The 20,792-nt window shown below is 40.4% G+C and carries 17 protein-coding genes and 1 pseudogene; 3 read left to right on the top strand and 15 right to left on the bottom strand.

The features are described from left to right. Positions 1-240: 240 nt before the first annotated feature. The 3 genes from JOC77_RS01130 to JOC77_RS01120 all read right to left on the bottom strand — a co-directional run bounded on the left by JOC77_RS01130 (position 241) and on the right by JOC77_RS01120 (position 3,652). The gene (locus JOC77_RS01130) at positions 241-1,062 is read right to left on the bottom strand and encodes a carbohydrate ABC transporter permease (RefSeq protein WP_204537526.1); all 822 of its coding nucleotides are present in this window, start codon (positions 1,060-1,062) and stop codon (positions 241-243) included. Then, complete coding sequence (locus tag JOC77_RS01125; RefSeq protein ID WP_204537524.1) at positions 1,062-2,033, bottom strand: carbohydrate ABC transporter permease; 972 nt, start codon at positions 2,031-2,033, stop codon at positions 1,062-1,064. The genes JOC77_RS01130 and JOC77_RS01125 overlap by 1 nt, the downstream gene beginning before the upstream one ends. A 326-nt stretch (positions 2,034-2,359) precedes the next feature. Next, positions 2,360-3,652 carry an ABC transporter substrate-binding protein gene (locus tag JOC77_RS01120; RefSeq protein WP_204537522.1) on the bottom strand — a complete coding sequence of 431 codons (1,293 nt, stop codon included), beginning with the start codon at positions 3,650-3,652 and terminating at the stop codon, positions 2,360-2,362. 1,312 nt (positions 3,653-4,964) lie between these two features. On the opposite strand from JOC77_RS01120, the gene JOC77_RS01115 reads away from it, so the two are divergent. Together JOC77_RS01115 and JOC77_RS21115 are read left to right on the top strand one after the other, a co-directional pair. Continuing rightward, positions 4,965-5,879: an aminoglycoside phosphotransferase family protein gene (locus JOC77_RS01115; protein ID WP_204537520.1), complete on the top strand. Its 915-nt coding sequence runs from the start codon at positions 4,965-4,967 to the stop codon at positions 5,877-5,879. 175 nt (positions 5,880-6,054) lie between these two features. Further along, a pseudogene (locus tag JOC77_RS21115) lies at positions 6,055-6,254 on the top strand (IS3 family transposase); the annotation flags it as partial. A 146-nt stretch (positions 6,255-6,400) separates the two neighbouring features. On the opposite strand, the gene JOC77_RS01110 reads toward JOC77_RS21115, so the two are convergent. From JOC77_RS01110 to JOC77_RS01080, 7 genes are all read right to left on the bottom strand, one after another. Beyond that, the gene (locus tag JOC77_RS01110) at positions 6,401-7,633 is read right to left on the bottom strand and encodes an MFS transporter (protein WP_204537518.1); all 1,233 of its coding nucleotides are present in this window, start codon (positions 7,631-7,633) and stop codon (positions 6,401-6,403) included. 265 nt (positions 7,634-7,898) lie between these two features. Next, positions 7,899-8,963, bottom strand: a complete 1,065-nt coding sequence (locus JOC77_RS01105) for a BtaManbiosPhlase (protein WP_204537516.1) — start codon at positions 8,961-8,963, stop codon at positions 7,899-7,901. A gap of 18 nt (positions 8,964-8,981) precedes the next feature. After that, the gene (locus JOC77_RS01100; protein WP_204537514.1) at positions 8,982-9,941 is read right to left on the bottom strand and encodes an MTP-1 family protein; all 960 of its coding nucleotides are present in this window, start codon (positions 9,939-9,941) and stop codon (positions 8,982-8,984) included. Then, the gene (locus JOC77_RS01095) at positions 9,938-11,530 is read right to left on the bottom strand and encodes a glycoside hydrolase family 13 protein (RefSeq protein ID WP_239558519.1); all 1,593 of its coding nucleotides are present in this window, start codon (positions 11,528-11,530) and stop codon (positions 9,938-9,940) included. Before JOC77_RS01095 ends, JOC77_RS01100 begins: the two co-directional genes overlap by 4 nt. A gap of 54 nt (positions 11,531-11,584) precedes the next feature. Next, on the bottom strand, positions 11,585-12,415 hold the full coding sequence (locus tag JOC77_RS01090; RefSeq protein ID WP_204537513.1) for a carbohydrate ABC transporter permease: 831 nt from the start codon (positions 12,413-12,415) through the stop codon (positions 11,585-11,587). Further along, positions 12,402-13,283 (bottom strand): carbohydrate ABC transporter permease, encoded by an 882-nt coding sequence (locus JOC77_RS01085; RefSeq protein WP_204537511.1) that lies wholly within the window; start codon positions 13,281-13,283, stop codon positions 12,402-12,404. The genes JOC77_RS01090 and JOC77_RS01085 overlap by 14 nt, the downstream gene beginning before the upstream one ends. After that, entirely contained in the window at positions 13,283-14,608 is a 1,326-nt protein-coding gene (locus tag JOC77_RS01080) for an extracellular solute-binding protein (RefSeq protein ID WP_204537509.1), read from the bottom strand. The genes JOC77_RS01085 and JOC77_RS01080 overlap by 1 nt, the downstream gene beginning before the upstream one ends. A gap of 423 nt (positions 14,609-15,031) precedes the next feature. Between JOC77_RS01080 and JOC77_RS01075 the strand changes: the two genes are divergently transcribed. Continuing rightward, positions 15,032-16,048, top strand: coding sequence for a LacI family DNA-binding transcriptional regulator (locus JOC77_RS01075; protein ID WP_239558518.1), 1,017 nt, complete (start codon positions 15,032-15,034; stop codon positions 16,046-16,048). 183 nt (positions 16,049-16,231) lie between these two features. Here the strand turns inward: JOC77_RS01075 and JOC77_RS01070 are convergent, their stop codons facing one another. From JOC77_RS01070 to tuaG, 5 genes are all read right to left on the bottom strand, one after another. Continuing rightward, positions 16,232-16,750 carry an AAA family ATPase gene (locus tag JOC77_RS01070; protein ID WP_204537507.1) on the bottom strand — a complete coding sequence of 173 codons (519 nt, stop codon included), beginning with the start codon at positions 16,748-16,750 and terminating at the stop codon, positions 16,232-16,234. Between the two features lie 531 nt (positions 16,751-17,281). Then, entirely contained in the window at positions 17,282-17,422 is a 141-nt protein-coding gene (locus tag JOC77_RS01065; protein ID WP_204537505.1) for a hypothetical protein, read from the bottom strand. Positions 17,423-17,466: 44 nt separating this feature from the next. Beyond that, positions 17,467-18,348: a UTP--glucose-1-phosphate uridylyltransferase GalU gene (gene galU, locus JOC77_RS01060; protein WP_204537503.1), complete on the bottom strand. Its 882-nt coding sequence runs from the start codon at positions 18,346-18,348 to the stop codon at positions 17,467-17,469. Between the two features lie 467 nt (positions 18,349-18,815). Then, positions 18,816-20,021, bottom strand: a complete 1,206-nt coding sequence (tuaH, locus tag JOC77_RS01055) for a teichuronic acid biosynthesis protein TuaH (protein WP_204537501.1) — start codon at positions 20,019-20,021, stop codon at positions 18,816-18,818. Between the two features lie 11 nt (positions 20,022-20,032). Further along, entirely contained in the window at positions 20,033-20,791 is a 759-nt protein-coding gene (gene tuaG, locus JOC77_RS01050; RefSeq protein ID WP_204537499.1) for a teichuronic acid biosynthesis protein TuaG, read from the bottom strand. Position 20,792 lies beyond the last annotated feature (1 nt).

Raw genomic sequence — 20,792 nt, 5'->3', positions numbered from 1 at the left:
GACAGATTACCGATTTTACTCATGAAGAAGGTTTTGAATTAAACAGCTACATTTCCCACCTATTTGAACAGGCATCTAGTGAAGACAATAATAATGATGAAAAAAGCTGACCCAGGAATTAAGCTGGTCAGCTTTTATTTTTAAATTCCTTTTACCCCTTGGGGACAGTCCCCGATTTCCCCTGATTATTTCCCAGCATCCGGGGACAGTCCCCGATTTCCCAGACCATTTCCCAAGCACTTATCCTTTGACGGACCCCGCAAGCAGGCCTTTTACGAAGTATTTGCCCAGGAATATATATACTAGTAAGGTTGGAAGAGCTGCCAGGAGGGCGCCTGCCATTTGTACATTCCATTGGACGATCTGGCTGCCTGATAGGTTTTGCAGGGCTACCATGATCGGCTGCTGTTCGGATGTGGTGATCGTCACAGCGAAAAGAAATTCATTCCATATATTCGTGAACTGCCAGATTGCTACAACCACAAAGCCTGTAATCGAAAGCGGCAGTATGATATAGCGGAAGATCCGCAAGAACCCTGCACCATCGATTTTGGCGGATTCTATCATTTCATCAGGAATGCTGGCATAAAAGTTCCGGAACATTAAGGTGGTTATCGGTATTCCATACACTACATGGACAAAAACAAGTCCCGGAATGGTGTTATACAGCCCCACATCGCGCAGGAACTGAATCATCGGAATTAATATACTTTGATAAGGAATAAACATCCCGAACAAAATCAGAGTGAATAGGATGTCGGCTCCTTTGAACTTCCATTTTGATAATACATAACCATTCAGTGACCCTAATAATGCAGAGATAACTGTGGCCGGGATCACTAAATAAAACGAGTTTAAGAGGTTCGGCAGCAGCTTCTCAAATGCAGTCGAATAGCTGCTGAAGTCAAGAACTGTTGGCAGCTTCCACATCTCACTAAGAGTGACCTGATCAAGAGGCTTTAAGCTTGTAACCAGCATGACGTATATAGGCATGAGGAAAAAAAGGCATAAGGCAATTAAAAGCACATATAACAACGGCTTGCTTAGTCGGCTCAGTGCCATTACGACTCACCCTTTCTGCTGGAAATAAGATATGGAACAATGAAGATGGCAACCGAAAGGAGCATGATGATCGCAATGGCCGCACCATTGGCATAATAATTGCCCCGGAATGTCGCTTCGAACATATATACACCAGGTACATCGGTAACGAAGTTCGCACCGGGACCAGTCATGGCATAAATTAAATCAAATATTTTAAGAGATATATGGGCCATGATAATGATCACGCTGACCGTAATCGGTTTTAGCAAAGGTATAATTACCTTGCGATAAATGGTAAATTCCGAGGCTCCATCCATTCTGGCTGCTTCCTTCAATTCCTCAGGAATCGCTCTCAGCCCGGCTAAATACATGGCAAGTGAAAATCCGGTCATCTGCCAGACAGCCGCAATCACTACGGCAATAATTGCTACAGGCACCCCAAATTCAATCTTGCCTACTTTAAAGCCAGCTAGAATATTCGTATCGGTATACCACATCGATTCAAGTCCGAATTTTTTCAAGAACAGATTGACGCCTGTTGTTGGATTTAACAGCCATTGCCACACAACACCTGTCACAACGAAGGATAAGGCCATGGGAAAAAAGAAAATGTTTCTAAAGATTGATTCGCCGCGGATTTTCTGGTCAAGAAAAATAGCTAATAATTGACCGACTATGGCAACGACCGCGATAAACAGGATGGTAAAAATCAAGGTGTTGCGCAGGTCAGCCTGAAAACGGAAATCCTGGAATAAGAATATGTAATTCTTCAATCCGGCAAACGAGAAGTCAGGTACTAACGTATTCCAATTACTTAGGCTTACATACCCTGTCCATCCAATGAAGCCATATACGAATATAGCTACCAGCACTATAGATGGCAGAATGAAGGAGAATGCCAGCAGCCTGTCAGCTGTCATCTTTTTTTTCTTCCTTGCTCTTGCTGCGGGCAATACTACTGTTTCCTGTTTAGTTATGCTCGGCTCCATCGTGACAACCTCCTTGCTAATTTAAAATGAGCATTGAATCTGTTAGAATCAGCAGCCGGACCGCCTGGGAGCCCCTGCTAAAAATTAATTGCACTGTATAAAAAAATAGCTACATCACATAGCAAAATAATTGCTGCTTATAACAAAATAATTGCGCCAAACCCAAATTCTTCATTTTTAGATGGCGTTTTATTGCAGCTAATTGAGCGATAACTAAATTAATTTATCAAATTACTAAATAATTACGCCAAACTCGTGTCAAATTCATTATGTATGAATCAAAAAGAGGAAGACGCTGTGTCTCCTCCTCTTTTCGCCGAAACTTTTTATTTTTTGAGATCACCAGACGCAGCTTTTAATGAATCAACAAACTGCTTAACTTCCTTTTGCGTAACGAAAATATTAATCGCTTGATTCACTTTGGTAACAAATCCTTCTGGAGCAGCTGAACCATGCGCAAGACTCGCCGCTAACTCAGCTTTTCCAAAATCAGCAATCGTCTGTTTTCCGTATTCATCGTATTTCGATTGATCTGCATCCGTACGAGCCGGGATAGATCCTTTTAACGGGTTAAAGGCATCCTGCCCTTCCACGGATCCTAAAACGGACAAGAATTTTTTCACATCGTCAGGATTTTTAACGCCTTTTGGCAATCCAAATGTATCTGTGATAACCATAAAGCTGTTTTCCGTTCCTGGCGTTGTGATATAGCCAAAGTCTTCATTCGTTTTTAATTTCAAGTCATTAACAAAGTAACCTTTTGCCCAATCCCCCATTACATTCATCGCCGCTTCGCCTTTGCCTACCATTTGAGCGGCATCCTGCCAGTTGCGTGAGCTATGGTCATCATTGATATAAGAAAGCATTTTCTTAAATGTTTCTGCGGCTTCTACCACACCTGGGTCATCCAGAGGTACTTCACCTGTCCAAAGCTTTGTGTAGTTTTCTACGCCAATCGTCCCTAAAAGAATATCTTCAAAAAGCATGGTTGCGGTCCAAGGCTCTTTGTCTCCTAATGCTAATGGTGTTACTCCAGCTTTTTTCAGCTTATCTGCAGCTGCGAAGAATTCATCAAAGGTTTTTGGAGGTGTGATTCCATTGTCAGCAAAAACCTTCTTGTTGTACCAAAGTACATTTCCCCGGTGAATGTTAACTGGTACAGAGTAAATGCTGCCATCTTTACTTACCATATCTATCAATGACTGCGGGAATTTATCCTTCCAGCCTTCATTTTCATATAAATCATTAAGCGGCTCCATTTTCCCTGCCGCAACCCAGCCTGAATTCAATTCTGCTCCGCCATGCACCTGGAACGTCGCTGGAGGATCATCTCCCTGCATTCTGCTGGCCAGTACGGCTTTTGCATTAGTTCCAGCGCCGCCAGCTACTGCCGCATTTTGTACAGGAATATCAGGATTTTTTTCTTTGAACAGCTTTAATAAAGCTTTCAATCCATCTTCTTCCCCTGCCCCAGTCCACCAGCTAAAAATTTCAAGCTTATCTTCTTTTCCCTTTGAACCTCCTTCTGTTTTTCCACCAGAAGAAGAGTCGGAACAGCCTGCTAGCGCCATTGAGAACGCAAGCAGCAGCGATAAGGCCAATATAAGTTTTTTCTTCATCCTAAATTACCCCCGTTTTTTACTAATATAAGCGCTTACAATCTGGTAAAAATCCTTCACCTCTTTTAAACGTATATACTATAATTCTAAAATTTATGTATATCTGAGGAGACTTATGAAATGCACTTTAAGAAAAGCTTACTTACAGATTATTACAATCAGAATTATCTGTCTACTTTTTCTTACACTATTTTCCTAAACGAAAACAAAACAAAAAGAACACAAGGCAGTGTTCTTCTTAATTGTATGTTTATAAAGAAAGGGTACTTCCTTAACTCCCCTCACAATCATACCGGGTCTCCACTCTAATTCATCTAACGGGATACTAAGCTTCATCCCTGAAAACCTCTGAATCAAGCTGTTAGTGAAAATCCCCCCCTTTTTGCCAGCGAAACCCAGAGACTCTCTAAAAGGGGCATTCATTCTGTATAACAAACCGTTGTTGGAATAAACCACAATTTATGGCCTCGGTTTTTCTGTTTGATTAATTGCTGGATTCTGAGTGTTATATCAATGCCTTCCCCGACGGTTTTGTGGGAGCCTTCACTTTCAAATAAAGCAAATTTCCTGAAGGCTCAAGAGGCACACCTTTAAGGTTTTACGTTTTACCAGTGTCTACCCCGAAATAGAATAGAAGAAAAGCATCAGATCGATTTTTGTTTCATGGTACGACGCACGAATTTCACTAGTTTCACAGGGTTTTCTTCATCCTCTGCAATCGCACGAATCATAGTTAGATGAAAAGCCTATAAATGTCCCAAAAGACAGAACCCAGTTTGAAATTATCACCTTCTAATGTTTTTTGAATCCGATTGGCTATCGGGCCCGTTCTTCAATTTGTAATAGAATACAGTTTTAATGGAACTGAAAAATTTTTATCTTTAGCTTATAAATTTGGGCCTGGTACAATAATAAAATAATATTAATCTACCATAGACTGTCTCTCCCTGAAGGGAGAGACAGTCTATGGTGCATCGTGGTCGTTGGAGTCAGCCTAAATGGGCTGGAAAGGTACCATAGTTGTCTACCTTCCTCCCTCAACCAAGAATCAGTATTGACGACTTTGAAAATTTCATTCTCATGGGTGCAGCACAGGTTTTGCGCTGAATTAGTGATTAACAGGGCCGGATTGTTGAAGATCTTATTAATTTTATATATTAATTAAGGCAGCTCTATGGATGGTTGGTGGAGGGTAAAGCAACAGGAAGGAAACGACAGGCCCTAGATACTTCACAAGGCTGTCAACAAGACAAAAGGATTAAACAGTAATTTTGAATTTTGGGTGACAAATAATATTTTGGAGAGGTATTTAATGACAAATATCAACGTTGATTTAGTAGTTAGATTAATAAAAGAACAATTTCCACAATGGGCGGATTTAGAAATCAGTCCTGTAAAATTTAGTGGAAATGATAATAGAACTTTTCATTTAGGTGATCACATGAGTGTAAGGTTACCGAGCGCTGCATGTTATGCTGCTCAAGTAGAGAAAGAACAAAAATGGCTGCCAATATTAGCCAACCAACTTTCTCTCCCAATTTCCATTCCATTAGCTAAAGGTGATCCTAGCGACGAATATCCATGGGCTTGGTCTATCAACAAGTGGTTAGAGGGGGAGACAGTGTCTCCTGGAAATATTAATGATATTAATCAATTTGCACGAGACTTGGGGATATTTTTAATAGAATTACAATCGATTGATGCCAGCGGAGGTCCTTTAGCTGGGGAGCATAATTTTTATAGAGGTGGACCTTTGTCAATATACGATGAAGAGTCTAGAGAAGCAATTGAGAATAATAAGGATATTTTTAATGAACACTTATTAAAAGAAATTTGGGAACTGGCATTAGATTCTAATTGGAATTCTAATCCTGTTTGGGTTCATGGCGATATAGCACCGGGAAATCTATTAGTTAAGGATGGAATACTTTGTGCAGTTATTGATTTTGGAATATTAGGTGTAGGAGATCCTTCCTGTGATGCTGCAATGGCATGGACATTTTTTGATGATAATAGTAGAAAGATATTCAAGAGTGTATTAAAAATGGATGAAGAAACTTGGAACAGAGCAAGAGGATGGGCTTTATGGAAGGCTTTAATAACCTACAATGGTAATAAAAATTCTAACAAAGCCATAGCAGAAGAATCTTATAAAATTATTAAAATAATAGTAGATGATTACGAATCAGAAAAAACACAAAGAAAATTTGCACTCAAACTCGATTAAATAGATGTTCTTGTTCAGCTAAACGGGTACGATAGCGGAAGAATGAATTGAACAAAAGGATATTAATATGAACTCACCCCAATCGAGACCCATAGCTAACCATTGGGGTGCAGTTTTGAACACTAAATATAATTTGGATACTAAAATAGCACTGTTCATGCAAAAAAGTCTTTTATTGAATCATAAACCAAGCCGTCGCTTAATGACTCAGCTGGGATTAAAATGTCTTGTGCGAATGAAAAAGTATCGCCCTATTGTGGGAAAGTAGGTGAAGGCACTTATCATATAACGTGTCTTCCAGGCGGAAAACCCTTAAGTGATGTAAAAGATGTGACGGAATTTCATTTATATGGAGAAAAGCTTTTATATTCCCCACCCGTCTTCGGGACCACTCACATCCCTATATTTTCCATATTGACACTCGTCCTTACCATGTATTTCTTCTAAAGAAATTATCGGAATTTGTTCAAGACATATTCGTTCTCTAAATCTGTACAACAAGGTTCCTTCAGTCGTTAGACTTATCCTTTAGGTATATTTACGTTTTGATGCATGTGTCCGCTTTTTTTCCACACGATAAACAATAATGGAACCATCAGCACAAAAACAATAGGAAACAAGCTAAACGAAACTGGTAAAAGCTGATCGAAATCAAAATATTTTCTCATCCATAAAAATAAAACAACACCCAGAATTCTTCCCAGACCCAGAGGTATTTCTCGGATAATGATGTAGTCCAACCGTTTTTCCTTATACTGAGGGTCCTTTTCAATCGATGCATAAATCATTGCATTCATGGTCGTTATAATCATATTACTAGCGATCGGTTCCATTAAGCCGAAAATAATGAGCCCAATTAAAACAGGATACACTGATAGAAAAACGGAGCTCAGTAATAAGCTGACAGCACCGATCCCAAATATCGCAATTCGGTACTCAGGTTTAGAATACTTTGCAAGAATCGCGAAAGCAATGATTGAGACAATTTGGGTTATGGTGTTATAAATACCAAGATTCAGTTCTCCTCCTGCTACCTTGTAGGTGATCATTGAAATCAGAAAGGTAAAATAAACACCTGAAACAATTCCATCCCCGACCATAATCACGTACATCTTCTTCCATTCAGGTGAGGGATTCTTGATCACTTCCCAAAAGTAGCTTTTTGCAGGGATATGTTTCCCTTTTACTTTTAAGGAAAATACAAAGGACAATACAAAAAAGACGCAAGTCGCAATAAACACGACATAATATCCGGCCATTCCATGAAAATTCGAGATTAATATTCCGGATAACAGCGGTGCTATTACTCCGCCAATTGTTGATAAGATACCCTCTATATATAGAAACTGCTCGCGTTTATCATTCGTTGTTAGATCTAAAATCGCCATGTGCATACCAACACTGTATAAGCTAATGGACAGCCCCATGCCTGCACCCAATAAAATAATATGCTGATCCAGCGACTCGTGAAAACTAAGCATAATCACATACGTAATCAGGTAACTCACGAACCCATAGCGCATGGTAATCATCGGACTCGTCTTGCGGGCCAGCCATGCACAAAGCCCAAAGCTAAAAATAATGGAAATGGACCAATACAGGCTGTAATTAGCCAGCAGGGAATACGATTTATCCAGTTTCCACAGGAATACACTTAAGAAAACTCCCGAGAGAGCATTCCCGAACGAAAAAAATGTGTTCATGATTAAGTAAAACTTTAATTCAGTAGAAAAAGATTTAAAAATGCTAAACATCCTGTGCTCTCCTTTTGCATAACCAAGCACATATCTGCAATTAAATGGTTATGATTGCTTTTGTAACTCTCAGGTCAGGATAATCAGCCATAGCTTCAGGGGTCCAAATCGTGAACCTGTATGAAATGAAAAAACATCCACCACTTGAATTGACGAATTTTCCAATTTTCCTTCAGTTTCAATAAACCGTCCCTTATTACTAATTTCCTTGATGACAGAAAAAGGAGGGTGACTCACTGAGTCACCCTGATCAAGTTTTGGAAAATTATTTTACATAGGTCAATGAATCTAGTATTTCCTGCAGGCTTAGCTCAGCACAGGCCATGGAAGTATCGGCAACACCATAGTACATTTTGACCACATCACCTTCTACAATGGCGCCGCATGAAAACACGACATTACCGAAGAAGCCCTCTACCTCATAATCAGCCTCAGGCTCTAATATTGGTTTGTCTGAACGGGCAATAACCTTAGATGGATCCTCTAAATCCAGCAGTACTGCCCCCATGCAGTAGCGGTCTTCTTTGGAGGCACCGTGGTAGAGTTCAAGCCATCCTTTCTCAGTTTTGATTGGAACAGCCCCGCCGCCCATGCGGCCGTTATCCCACATATTTTCACGCAGTCCCAATAGATATTTGTGATTTCCCCAATGTATAAGATTAGTAGATTCAGCAATCCACATCTCGGGCCTGCCTACACTTTTCGGAACAGGGCGGTGCAGGGCATAATATTTTCCGTTTATTTTTTCCGGGAAGATGAGGACATCCTTATTTTCAGGTGCAAAAATCATTCCGTGGTGTTCAATGTTGATAAAGTCCTTTGTGGATACCAAAGATTCACCAACCCCCACCGATGATACAGCACTAAAGTAGATGTAATATGTATCCTCTATTTTGGTGATGCGCGGATCTTCAATTCCGAACGTTTCTAACTCATTCGAAGGATAAACAAAAGGCTTTTCATCAATAGTAAAACGGTGGCCGTCCTTACTTCGGGCAATTCTTAAGTAGGATAAAGAAGTTAAATATTTGAAGCTTTGAGAGTCGCCAACTTCTGCAAAGAAGCGTGGATCTGAGAAATTATATTTCGGATCATCTAAATGGAATTCTAAAATCTCTAGTTCTCTGGTTTCAGGATTATAAACAGGTGCCTTGACTATATCTGGATCCTCGCTGATTGGACGCTCCGCAACACGAAGAAGCATAATAATTTCATCGTTGAACGTTGTTACTCCTGCATTGAAGGCTCCAATCACTTCAAAGTCTTCACGGTGAGGCTTTACATCTGCCGGTGTTACCAGCGGATTTTCTTCATATCTATATACATTCATGGTTGATTCTCCTTTTATTTAATTATTTTTTGTTGCTTGTTCATATTGTAAGAAAGGATCTTCTATGGTTATCTTTTGCGCTTCTGCATCACTAATGCCGGCGTAAAGCTCTGCCATTCCATCGGGTTTCCGGACTAAACCGCCGCTGAATACTACATCAATCAAATCGGGACGTTTAGACGGCCCCGGCAAGAAATTGCTTCTAACCGCTATAAGCTGGATGTCTGATATATCTGCTGTTTCCGGATTCAAGGCAAAAATCATTGGATAATAATGTCGGTTCCCTTCTGTATCGAAGGAAGCAATATGGCCTAAAACCCCAATCAAGTCATTGGATAATACGTGCAGCTCATTCGCTCCGCCCCATTGTTCTTCTATAAACTGTCCCTCAAGCAGAGGAGCTTCATTAATGATGTCTATAGTAAGCTCTTCTAATGAAGCAATACGGGTATAGCCAATTTTACCTCTGCCTCCCTTTTCACCCTGAGGCCTAGTGAACACGCCTATCCCGCCATCTGCAAGCTCCACTAAACGGAGATCCTTCATTCCATCCGGCCCTTTAGCAAATTCCTTTAAATCAGAAATAGATGCGCCTTTGTAAAACACCGTTCTCCAGCCAAGTGCTCCCTCAGTCGTCGGATGAGGAAAGATTTGTACTCCTCCAAGCACAAGCTCTCCCTTAACTCTTGTAAAAAACGGATCCTGAAGCTCTAAAACTGGAGCGTTTTCTCTAGGTATCCATTCTCCATTCCGCTGCACAAAAAAATACACATTGGAATGCTCACTGTCGCGCGATTCCACACGCCCTGCGATCACAAGCTCCCCTTCATCAGCAAAAGGAGCTGTAATGTTATACACATCATTTTCGCCGATCCCAGTGAACACGATTTTTTCGGCCTGTCTCGGCTGTGCCTGCGATGTGAACTCCTCTAAAAGCGCTTCACAGGTTTTCACGTCACCTTTGGTTAATCTTCTCATTTTTTATCCCCCTTTAGAATCATTGCCTCATTGGGTAGGATTGTTATGGATTCGCCAGTTCTAACCCGTTCCCTATGGGTGGAAAACAACAGTTCATAATCCGCTAAATCCACACTTTTCGGCTTCTCTCCAAAATTCAAGGCGACTAATATTTTTTCTGAATCATTGCTTCTTACGAAATACACAAAATCCTCTTCTTTTTGGAAAAACTCATAATCACCTGTTTGCAGCGCCGAATGTTGTTTTCGCAGTTTTAAAAGATTTTTATAAAATGAAAGCAGAGAATCAGGATCGTTTGTCTGGTCTTCAACATTGATAATGGATGTTTCATCCGGTACCGTAATCCATGGTGTGTGTTCTGAGAATCCAGCATGCTCATTTGAATTCCATTGCATCGGAGTTCGCGACTTATCACGGCATTTCACATTAGCTGCCTTTAACGCTTCCTTTTGGGAACTGCCCGATTCGATCGCTGATTGATAGGCCATAACACCTTGAACATCCTTCATTTTGGAAATATCATTTGTCACCCAATCACTCATGCCGATTTCATCGCCAAAATAGATGAACGGAACACCTTTTGCAGTAAGCATGAGCGCAGCTATCAGCTTTGCCCGTTCCTTGCTGCCACCAAATCTTGAGATAAAGCGCGGCATGTCATGGCTTGAAAAAAACAACGTTGGAACTTGTACAGAATCGTATATCTTATCCGTCTCTGCCAGCTGATCATAAAGCTTATCTAGGTCGAACTTAGGGATACTTCCTATATTGAAATTAAACACCACATCTAATTTATCAAGGCCAGAATACTGCGTTAAGATATCCAGATCTTCTGAGCCAACTTCACCGACAAGGAATGCTCCCGGATATTCATGAACAAAAGCCGAAATCTCCTCAATAACTTCCAGGATGCCCTCCTGGTCTTTGTCATACAGATGCAGTTGTTCATTTTTTTCTGCATCATGTGGATTATCTTTAAACGTATTATTTACCTTTAGGAAGTTGATCACATCAAGCCTGAATCCATCTACTCCCTTATCAAGCCAGAACTGCATCACATCAAACATTGCGCGTTTCACTTCAGGATTCGCCCAATTTAAATCGACCTGTTCTTTGGCAAAGGCATGATAATAATACTGGCCAGTTGCCTTATCATACTCCCAGGCTGTCCCGCCAAAGAAGGATTCCCAATTGTTCGGCTCATCCCTCCAAATGTACCAGTCGCGCTTGGGATTATCTTTGGAGGATCTGGACTCCTGAAACCATTGATGCTTTGATGATGTATGATTCAGTACCAAATCCACAATAACCTTCATGCCCCGTGCATGTGCTTCACTAATAAAAGAATCAAAATCGCTCATCGTCCCATAATTAGGATCAATATCGTAGTAATCGGCAATGTCGTAGCCATTATCGATTTTTGGAGACGGATAAAAGGGTGTGAGCCACAGCCCGTCAACCCCGAGTTCTTTTAAATAATCCAGCTTGGAGGCAATTCCGGAAAAATCACCGATTCCATCGTTATTGCCATCCTTAAAGCTGGGCATATATATTTCATAAAAAACAGACTGCTTCCACCAGTTCGTCATCGTGTTAAAACTCCTGCCTGTATGGTGATGTAATTAAACAAGTTAAGATTCGCCTTACTTAAGAGTAAACTGCATGCCTTCCTGGAATTTCTTCGAAAAAATCAGGAAAATAATGATGATCGGCATGGTAAGCAGAACAGATGCAGCATACATCGGCCCTGGATATCCACCGTAAGGTCCAAACATTTGTGATAAAAGAACGTTGAGTGTCAGCATGCTGTCGCTCTTCGTAACCAGCATATCCCATAATAATTCGGTCCATCTTTCCATGAACAGGAACAGGAAAATAACGGTTGTAATCGACTTGGACATAGGCAGAACAATTTTGAATAAAATCTGAAAATCGTTTGCGCCATCCAATTTGGCCGCTTCAATAAATGTATCGGGGATCGCTTTGAAGAAATTGGCATACATAAACACTGCCCATAGACTTAACGCTTTAGGCAGAATCATTCCCCAATAAGAGTCGTACATGCCGATTCTTTGAATAACAAGGAAAGTAGGAATCAGCAAGATGATAGCCGGGAAAAACATTTGGAACAGAATAAAGTTGTTAATGGTGTCTCTGCCTTTAAACGGAATTTTTGCTAACGCATAGGCCACCATAACCCCGGAAACCATCATAAGCAGGGTCGAACCTGCGGAAACTACGAAACTATTGAAAAACGCATGAAGCCAAGGTCTTGGGATAACGGCTTCCCCTCCACCCAAAAGCCACTGATAGGATTTTAGAGTGAAGTCAGTGGGAATCAGTTTCTTGTCTACCTGGTCCCAATCCGCGAACGAAGTAAGCACCATGTAAATGTATGGAAAAATCATGATCAGCAAGAGAATAACCGCAATTAAATACCGAAAAAACAATCCTTTTTTCTTACGCCCATCCATTTCGCTTACCCCACATTTCTAAAAGTTTTCGGATTATGAAAATCGAAATAAAGGTTACGATCGACGCAATGATAGCTATTGCCGATGCATATCCAGCCTGAAGATTTGTAAAGGCTTTTGCAAAAATCTCCATCTGCCATGTGTTTGTCGCATAGTTTGGACCGCCGCCAGTTAACTGGTAGACCTCTGTAAAAATTCCGAACGTTACACCGATTGATAAAATCATTACAGTAAATAGCGCTGGATATAACAGCGGGAAGGTGATTTTCCAAAAACGCTGCCATGGATTTACTCCATCAATCATGGCTGCTTCATATACTTCCTTGCTGATGCTCTCAAATCCAGATGTTAGAATGAGCGCATAGTATCCAGTGAATTTCCATGCGATAATCAAAGCAACTACAAACAGTGCCGCAAACGGATTTCCAAGCCAGTCAATGTCCAATCCAAGGGTTTTTCGTAAAAATTCATTAATCGGACTGTTGTAGGATAATATTCCTTTTATGATTAAAGAAGATACAACCCCAGATGCAAGATAAGGGAGGAAAAATCCAATTAAGAACAATCCCTTAAACTTCGGTAATCCATGAATGATTAAGGCTACAACAATAGATGATGCTATAACTAGAGGTACAAACAAAAACATGAACTTAAACGTTACAAAAAATGCTGCCTGTACACCAGGGCTTTTCACAGCTTCTATGTAATTCGAAAACCCTGTAAAATTAAATGTTGGCGCAATTAAATTCCAATCTGTGAAAGATAAGAAAAGTGACCAGATCAGCGGTATTGCAAAGAAAACGACCGCATATACAAGATAAGGACTGGCAAATAGCCAGCCCAATCTTCCTTGTCCTTTCTGCTTCATTACTTGAGAGCCCCCTCAATGGCTTTCTTCATATCTTCCCAAGCTGTTTTCGGATCTTTTTCACCCTTAACAACCGGATTGAAAGCCTGTTGGCCGATCAATGTCTGCAGATCATTGTATTTTGCGTTATCCATAGGAGGGATAGCGTTTGGAACGGCCGCAGCATATGGTTTTAATGCTGGATTTTTTTCAAAGAACTCTGTAAAGGAATCATTAGTTGTTAAATCATCACGTGCAGGCGGCAGACTTGTTTTCTCAAGCCATTTCAAATCGTTTTCAGGATTTGAGTAAACCCAGTCAATGAATTTCATAGCTGCTTTTTGCTGTTCTTTTGTGGCAGATGCATAAACGACTATACCTTTTGTGTCAGAGAAAGTACTTACATTTGATGTATCCATGCCATCTGGAACTGGCGGTGTTGCTAAAGTATAGGTTTCGTTCCATTTCATGTTAGGGAATTTTTCTTTCCAATAGGCAATTGTCCAAGGCCCGATATCGGTAAAGATTCCTAAACCGCTTTCAAATGGGTCTTTTGCTTGTCTTGTTAATAACCCTTTTTCTTCTCGCAGGTCATTTACAAAGGTAAGGACAGATTCACCTGCTTTATCGTCAGCAGTGAACTCGCTTCCTTCAATGAACTTATTGCCGCCTGATGCTGCATTATAAAGCATAAAGAAATCGAACCAGCGTTTCCAGGCTGTAGGGTCTGCAATATCTGCTTTTGCCCAAACATATTTATCCGGGAATTTTGCTTTTAATTTCTTGGTTACATCCAGCATTTCACTGTATGTTTTTGGTGGTTCATTGTACCCAAGCTCCTTTAAGATATCAAGTCTCCAGCCGAATAACATGGCATTGGAGTAGATTGGCAGTACATATTGGTGGCCGTCAGAAAACTCCCAGCCCTTCATCGTGTTATCCATATTACGATCTGATTTTACTTTATCCCATCCATCTAACGTATCTAAAGGTACAAGTGCTTTACTTTCAGCCAACTGAGCTGCAAAGCCCCGGTTGATATTTTCAGACATGGTGGGTGCGCTCTTGCCGGCAATAGCAGACTGAATGCTCGCTTCAGATGTCGGGCTTTCTTTCATCGGACTTACTTTTACCTTGATTTTAGGATTTTCCTTTGTAAACTCATCAGCAATTTCCTTCCAATAGACCTGCTGCGTAGGGTTTGGAGCCGCCCAGAATTCAATCGTTGTTTCTCCATTTTTAGAAGTTGTGCTAGATTTACTGTCATTCCCTGTGCTGCAGCCGGCAAGGCCGGACACTGTCAATGACGCCGCAAACATAATTGATGCAACTTTTTTGATTTTCATCCTCTATTCCTCCATTATTTAAATGATTCTTCTGGATTATTCCCGCAAATTCTAAAACACCCGCTATGAAACTACTAAATATTTTAGAAGAAGCCCGCTTTATGATAGCGCTATCATTCACCGTCAAAAAAATTATAATTTATGTAGAAATGATAGATCTCTAAGACTTTTCTTATTACCAAGTTTCACTACATTACAAAATATAATTTGTAATGTATTTAATCACCTTACAAATCCATTATTGCATCATCACTTTACAAAGTCAAACGTAAATTTACATTTTTTCACTATCATTCAGTTTTAAAATTAATATAATTAGTATTGCAAACAGCTTGTAATGTTAATTCTGTAACGTTACAATATTGGTATAAACTCTGAATTAGTAAAAAGTTAACTCATAATAAAACAAATGAGGACGATTCTATGAATGATAGAAAGAAAATTACGATGCAGCATATCGCAGATCGATTACAAATTTCCAAAAACTCCGTTTCCCAGGCTCTGTCCGGGAAACCGGGAGTAAGCGATGAAACAAGAATGCTTGTACAAAAAACAGCGGAAGACTTAGGCTATCAGTATCTAACTGTTCGAAAGGCAGCGAAAAAGAACTCTCCTAAAAATATTGCGCTAATCGCTTCTGAATACGCGTTTTCTTTAACTAGCTTCTTTGGCAAGATCTATCTCAGTATAGAAAAAGAAGTCCACAACCGAGGAATGAATTTATTTATAGAATCAATTAATTCGGATGACAAAGAAAACTTGATACTTCCAAAATTGCTAAGTAACCATGAGATAGATGGTATACTAATTCTCTCCCACATCAGCACAGAATACATTTCGGCCGTAATTAAGACTGGGATTCCGACGGTTCTAATAGACCATCACGATCCACTTTTGCATGCAGACGCTATTTTAACCAATAACCGTTATGGTGCGTATATAGCTGTAGAACATTTAATTCGACTAGGACATAAAAACATCGCTTATATAGGCAATACAGATATTTCTCCTAGCTACCAAGAAAGATTAGAAGGATACTTATTAGCCCTTAAAAGAAATAACCTTGAAGCGAACCCAGGGTTAATGTTTATAAATGTGAAAGAAAACGAAACAGAGATTAGCCATTTGATTGCAAATATTAAAGAGCTGCCTTCAGCTTGGTTCTGTGTAAATGACGGTTTTGGTTTTCACATCTTGTCTTCACTGCAGCATCAAGGGCTGGCCATTCCAGAAGAAGCATCAATCTGCAGCTTTGATAATGGGCAATTTTCTCAATATGCTTCACCTAAAATCACAACTATGGATATTGATTTAAATTTTTTTGGAAAAAAAGCAGTGGAACAGCTCTATTGGAGAATTCAACATAAAGAGGAGCCTTTTCAGGAAGTATTACTATCTCCTAAACTTCTCGTCCGGCAATCGACAAGCATTAAATCATAGCCCTTTTCTTTTGGAAATGACTCCAGGTATGCTGGGGTCATTTTTTTTATCACTGAAAAAAAGCCCAGAGACTACAACCAGCTCTGGGCAGAATTAATCATATATAGCTTTGATAAAAATCCTTTTCGTGATTTATTACATTCCTCTTCATTTACTATTTTATCTAGATTTATAGGAAATTAGTTAATTATGTATGTAAAATCCTGAATGGTGAATGAGATCATCTGAAATGTCTAATGGATTTTTATCTTTCGCATCGAATAAATGTTTCTTATTTACTTCACAATTTCCAAGCTGTTTCAGTAAGAATAGGGACCTTTCCAGCAATTGAGGATCGCCTCGTTTATGTAATCGTTCTTTTAATGTATCTTCATCAGCTATCAATACTATGTACTTTATCTTGACTGGCAGTTCTGAAAGATTTTGGACTAACCATTCTAGCTCACTTTCAACAACAAAATCAATCACTACATTTAATTTATGCTCTACAAAATTCCTTGATAGCGACAAGATATTGATCCATGTAAGTTTAAGCTTCTCATCCCAGGCTAAATGGTCTTCACCAAGCATATTCATAATAATGTCACCGCTTATCAGAGCCGTATGATTTAATTTTTTAGTAAGTTCTCTTGTTACAGTTGATTTACCTACGCCACACGGACCAGAAACAATATAAATGATTATGTCTTTATTAACGTTCACCCGTGTTTCCCACCCTTAACTCTTTTATAGAAACGTTCTGCCACTATTTTCCGAACCCGTTGCCAGACAACATAATATCTTACCTTAGTTTTAATAGTTACCTTATACTTTACTATCTATCATACTGTAAGGATCTCTATAAACCCATTTTGGTGGTATAGTATGAAGACACCCCAGCTATATACCGAAATAGGTTTCAAGCCGGACTTCCTAAGTTAATTCTATCTAAAAAATTGAAAGTATCTTCTTTCGTTTTTAGGATTTTATCATAGTGAAGCTTGGGCAATTTTTGGCTTTGCAGTCATAGACTCTCTGGCTTTTAACAAAAAGCCATAAGAAAGCTATTGCTGTTTCAGTTTCGTTCTCCTATGTCACAGAAATTTTACTGCTCTTCTTTGGGCGGCATGACCGCTTATGTATCTTATCGATTGTCCAGGTGTTTTTCTAGTCTATATCTGTGTATTTATGAGTTTGATAGAAATTTTATCAGGAGGATATTGAGGATTATTTCAATCTTATAGTGGTGTGTAGTTATCTTAATAGGTTTGGTGCTTTGATTTTTTTAGAATTTAGATATAAATCCTGCGGCTGTCTTTCTATTCCATCGTTTATGAGAATAATCCTCACGTCAAATCGACCATTTATACGGACAACCTTATTTGAATACAACATGCCCAAGCACCCCGCTAAACCGGGGTGCAGTTCCATTTATGATATTATTCCAATACCTTCTCCGCCTCGAGCAGCTCCTGCATCAGCGGCATGATCTCGGCCTTCAGCGCAGGATCATCCATGGCAAATTCAATTGTGGTTTTAATAAAACCTGCTTTCTCCCCAACATCATAGCGTTTGCCTTTGAAATCATAGGCAAACACACGCTGGATTTGATTCAGCTTCTGGATGGCATCTGTTAACTGAATTTCTCCCCCAGCTCCCGTTTCATGCTGATCCAGGAACATGAAAATCTCCGGTGTTAAAATGTAACGGCCCATGATGGCTATATTGGAAGGTGCGGTTCCTGGCTTAGGCTTCTCAACAAAGTTTGCAACCTGATAGCGCCGGCCGTCCTGTTCAGCTGGATCGATGATTCCGTAGCGGTGAGTTTCGCTGTCCGATACCTGCTGAACACCAATTACAGAACTTCTTGTTTCATCATACACGTCAGTCAGCTGCTTTAAGCAAGGCATATCACTTTTTACAATGTCATCCCCCAATAACACGGCAAACGGTTCTTCCCCGATAAAATTTCTGGCACACCATACCGCGTGTCCTAGACCTTTGGGTTCCTTTTGACGGATATAGTGGATATCAACGTGTGAAGTTGCCTGCACCTTTTGGAGCAGTTCGTATTTTTCTTTAAGCATAAGGTTTTGCTCGAGCTCGACAGCTCTATCGAAATGGTCCTCTATGGCTCGCTTTCCTTTACCTGTTACGATAATGATGTCTTCAATTCCCGACTCAACCGCTTCTTCTACTATATATTGAATGGTAGGCTTATCGACGATCGGCAGCATTTCTTTAGGCATTGCTTTTGTTGCCGGCAGAAATCTGGTTCCTAGTCCAGCTGCTGGAATAATTGCTTTACGCACTTTTTTCACTAAAACCACATCCCTTTAGAATGATTTTGAAGAGTTTTGTTATACGTAATGAATATTTCTCCGGTTGGGACTGAGGACTGCACTTCGACTGAGGGGCAATAAATGAATAATAAAAAATTGCACTGAAACACACCGACAAACAGACCAGGAACAGGATATTCAGTATGTGTAACATCTCTTACCTCCTACCAGGAATTTAGGAAAAACAAACTGGTATTACTGGTTATAGATGACGCCTGTGATTTCTACAGTTTCAGTGTACTCGGCCCATGATAAGAGATAGTTACCTGAATGTTAATGTTTTGTTAACTCGCACCTGCTGGTACAAAATCAACATAAAGTTGGTTTCTCCAACCCACTTGCCCCGGTTTGGTCTTTCATCACCCTTATGAAGGACGCTTCTCTAACCCATTTGCCCGGTTTGGACTTCCATCACCCTCCATAATGCAACCATAGATGTGGATGTCTCAATTCAGTTGATCCGTGTCAGCCCACACTAGCAGGGGCCAATTTCTCTTTTCAAATACAACATCCGCCATTCCGCTGAATACGGAATTCCAGTCCTTTGTTTTTGCTAATTCCCTGCGCCTGTTCGCATAAACGGAATCATACACCACTGCTTCAACCTTCTCGCAGGCTTCAATAAAGCCGTCAACATGATTCACATGCTCATACACCATTTCCTCTGCATACTTCTTTGTGGATGGCAGATGAACTCCAATGGCAGGCTTGCCGGCAGCGAGAAATTCATACAGCTTCAATGGGAATACCGCATCATTATAAGGTGATGGTTTGTATGGCATGATGCCAATATCAACTAGATTCATATATTTTGGAACTTCTAGCGGAGGAACGCTTCCTGTCCATAACACATTGGGCTCCTGCAAAAGCTCTTTAAATTCAGGATGGCCGCCAGTTCCATCTGGTCCGACAAATAGGAACAGCCATTCCCGTTTCTGCCGGGCTGCCTTTGTAATCAAAGCAAAATCAAGCTTCGGTTTGATGCCGCCAATAAATCCTAAAATGGTTCCATCAAATCCTGGCGCAACATCCGCTATTTCTTTTTCACCGGCGAACAAATCATATTCCACACCGTTTTCAAATGTATGCACGTGTCCAGTGTTTGAGACACCTAACTTCCGTACAACTTGTTTCTGTAAGTAATCGGATGTGCAGAAGATCAGCTCAGCTCTTTTCACAATTCGGTCTTCGGCAGATGAAATCACTTTTTGCCTGAAGGCTGATACCACGGATTTTGAACCGCTGATTGGTGCAGCCCATAGATCGCTGCAATCATAGATGACCTTGTCCCATGAAAAGAGGTCAGCAAGCAGCGGAAAGCCTGGAAAGGTATACCACAGAATAAGGTTGAATGATTCCCTTGACTGTTTTAGAAACTCAAGGAACAGTTCTATTTTTTTCTTATAAAAGCTGTCTACATACCGGCCAAAGCGGAACACTTTTTGGGGCAGTAGATCCTGAACCGCCCATTGTTTGATTCCATTTGGTAATTTGCTCATGGAAGAATCGGTTTGATCAGGGGTTGGGCATAACCAGATTACTTCTTTGGTATCGGGCTCGTTTTGCAGAAACTCGGCTAGCCGGTGCCTTCGGTATCGCAGATTGTCCTGGCCCCATTCGCCCGTTGCCACAATGATATGAATGTTTTTCATTTCTTCCCCCCTTACATTCTTTTTAAAAAAGCATGGCAGGCATAATGTGAGAAGCACCAGAAGGCCTTAACGACGTTTAATTTCTCCACCTTGCGATAGACAAACCAGTTCATTTTGGCTGCCTTCCATTTGTTTTTTGAAATAGAGGCATTCCCTACACGGTATTGGGCGAGAATTTCATTTAAGCCATGGGCCGTAAAACCTCTTTTCAAAATAGACAGCCATGTAGCGAGATCCTGCCTGGTCCTTATATTCGGCATTTCAAATGGCCCGGTTTGCTCCTTGTCAATCATAACGGTTAACGTACCGACGATCGTGTTTTTCAGTAAATGATCATATGAAATCTGTTCCGGTGCTAAAACCTTCTTATTTACTGGAATTCCATCCGCATTCACAAGCTCATAGCCCGTGAAAGTAAAAGCATGATTATGCTTCTGCATAAAGCCCAGCTGTTTTTCCAGTTTTTCAGGCTTCCAGCTGTCGTCGCTGTCCAGAAAAGCAAGATACCTGCCGCATGCGTGCTCCAAGGCTTTATTCCTGGCGATAGCGGCACCGCCGTTTTCGTCAAGGCAGATTACACGGATCCTGGGATCATTCTTAGCATAGATCCTTAAAATTTCACGTGTATCATCGGTTGAGCAATCATCCACAATAATCATTTCCCAGTCTGGAAACGTTTGTTTTTGGACAGATTCTATTGTATCGCCGATAAACCTGTGGGCATTATACGATGGAGTAATGATTGATACTAGAGGATGCTTTCGTTCCACG

Origin of the sequence: Peribacillus deserti (assembly GCF_016909175.1) — a bacterium.
GTDB classification, from domain to species: domain Bacteria; phylum Bacillota; class Bacilli; order Bacillales; family DSM-1321; genus Paraperibacillus; species Paraperibacillus deserti.
Note: the sequence above shows the minus strand (reverse complement) of the source record. Positions and strands in the feature narration are given on the sequence as shown.

What these genes read in the sequence shown, in the direction of transcription:
- JOC77_RS01105 (WP_204537516.1), bottom strand. Translation starts at nt 8,963, where the DNA reads ATGAATGTATATAGATATGAAGAAAATCCGCTGGTAACACCGGCAGAT.
- JOC77_RS01065 (WP_204537505.1), bottom strand. Translation starts at nt 17,422, where the DNA reads ATGTTGTATTCAAATAAGGTTGTCCGTATAAATGGTCGATTTGACGTG.
- JOC77_RS01075 (WP_239558518.1), top strand. Translation starts at nt 15,032, where the DNA reads ATGAATGATAGAAAGAAAATTACGATGCAGCATATCGCAGATCGATTA.
- JOC77_RS01130 (WP_204537526.1), bottom strand. Translation starts at nt 1,062, where the DNA reads ATGGCACTGAGCCGACTAAGCAAGCCGTTGTTATATGTGCTTTTAATT.
- JOC77_RS01125 (WP_204537524.1), bottom strand. Translation starts at nt 2,033, where the DNA reads ATGGAGCCGAGCATAACTAAACAGGAAACAGTAGTATTGCCCGCAGCA.
- JOC77_RS01095 (WP_239558519.1), bottom strand. Translation starts at nt 11,530, where the DNA reads ATGACGAACTGGTGGAAGCAGTCTGTTTTTTATGAAATATATATGCCC.
- JOC77_RS01110 (WP_204537518.1), bottom strand. Translation starts at nt 7,633, where the DNA reads ATGTTTAGCATTTTTAAATCTTTTTCTACTGAATTAAAGTTTTACTTA.
- JOC77_RS01115 (WP_204537520.1), top strand. Translation starts at nt 4,965, where the DNA reads ATGACAAATATCAACGTTGATTTAGTAGTTAGATTAATAAAAGAACAA.
- JOC77_RS01080 (WP_204537509.1), bottom strand. Translation starts at nt 14,608, where the DNA reads ATGAAAATCAAAAAAGTTGCATCAATTATGTTTGCGGCGTCATTGACA.
- tuaH (WP_204537501.1), bottom strand. Translation starts at nt 20,021, where the DNA reads ATGAAAAACATTCATATCATTGTGGCAACGGGCGAATGGGGCCAGGAC.
- JOC77_RS01120 (WP_204537522.1), bottom strand. Translation starts at nt 3,652, where the DNA reads ATGAAGAAAAAACTTATATTGGCCTTATCGCTGCTGCTTGCGTTCTCA.
- JOC77_RS01085 (WP_204537511.1), bottom strand. Translation starts at nt 13,283, where the DNA reads ATGAAGCAGAAAGGACAAGGAAGATTGGGCTGGCTATTTGCCAGTCCT.
- JOC77_RS01090 (WP_204537513.1), bottom strand. Translation starts at nt 12,415, where the DNA reads ATGGATGGGCGTAAGAAAAAAGGATTGTTTTTTCGGTATTTAATTGCG.
- JOC77_RS01100 (WP_204537514.1), bottom strand. Translation starts at nt 9,941, where the DNA reads ATGAGAAGATTAACCAAAGGTGACGTGAAAACCTGTGAAGCGCTTTTA.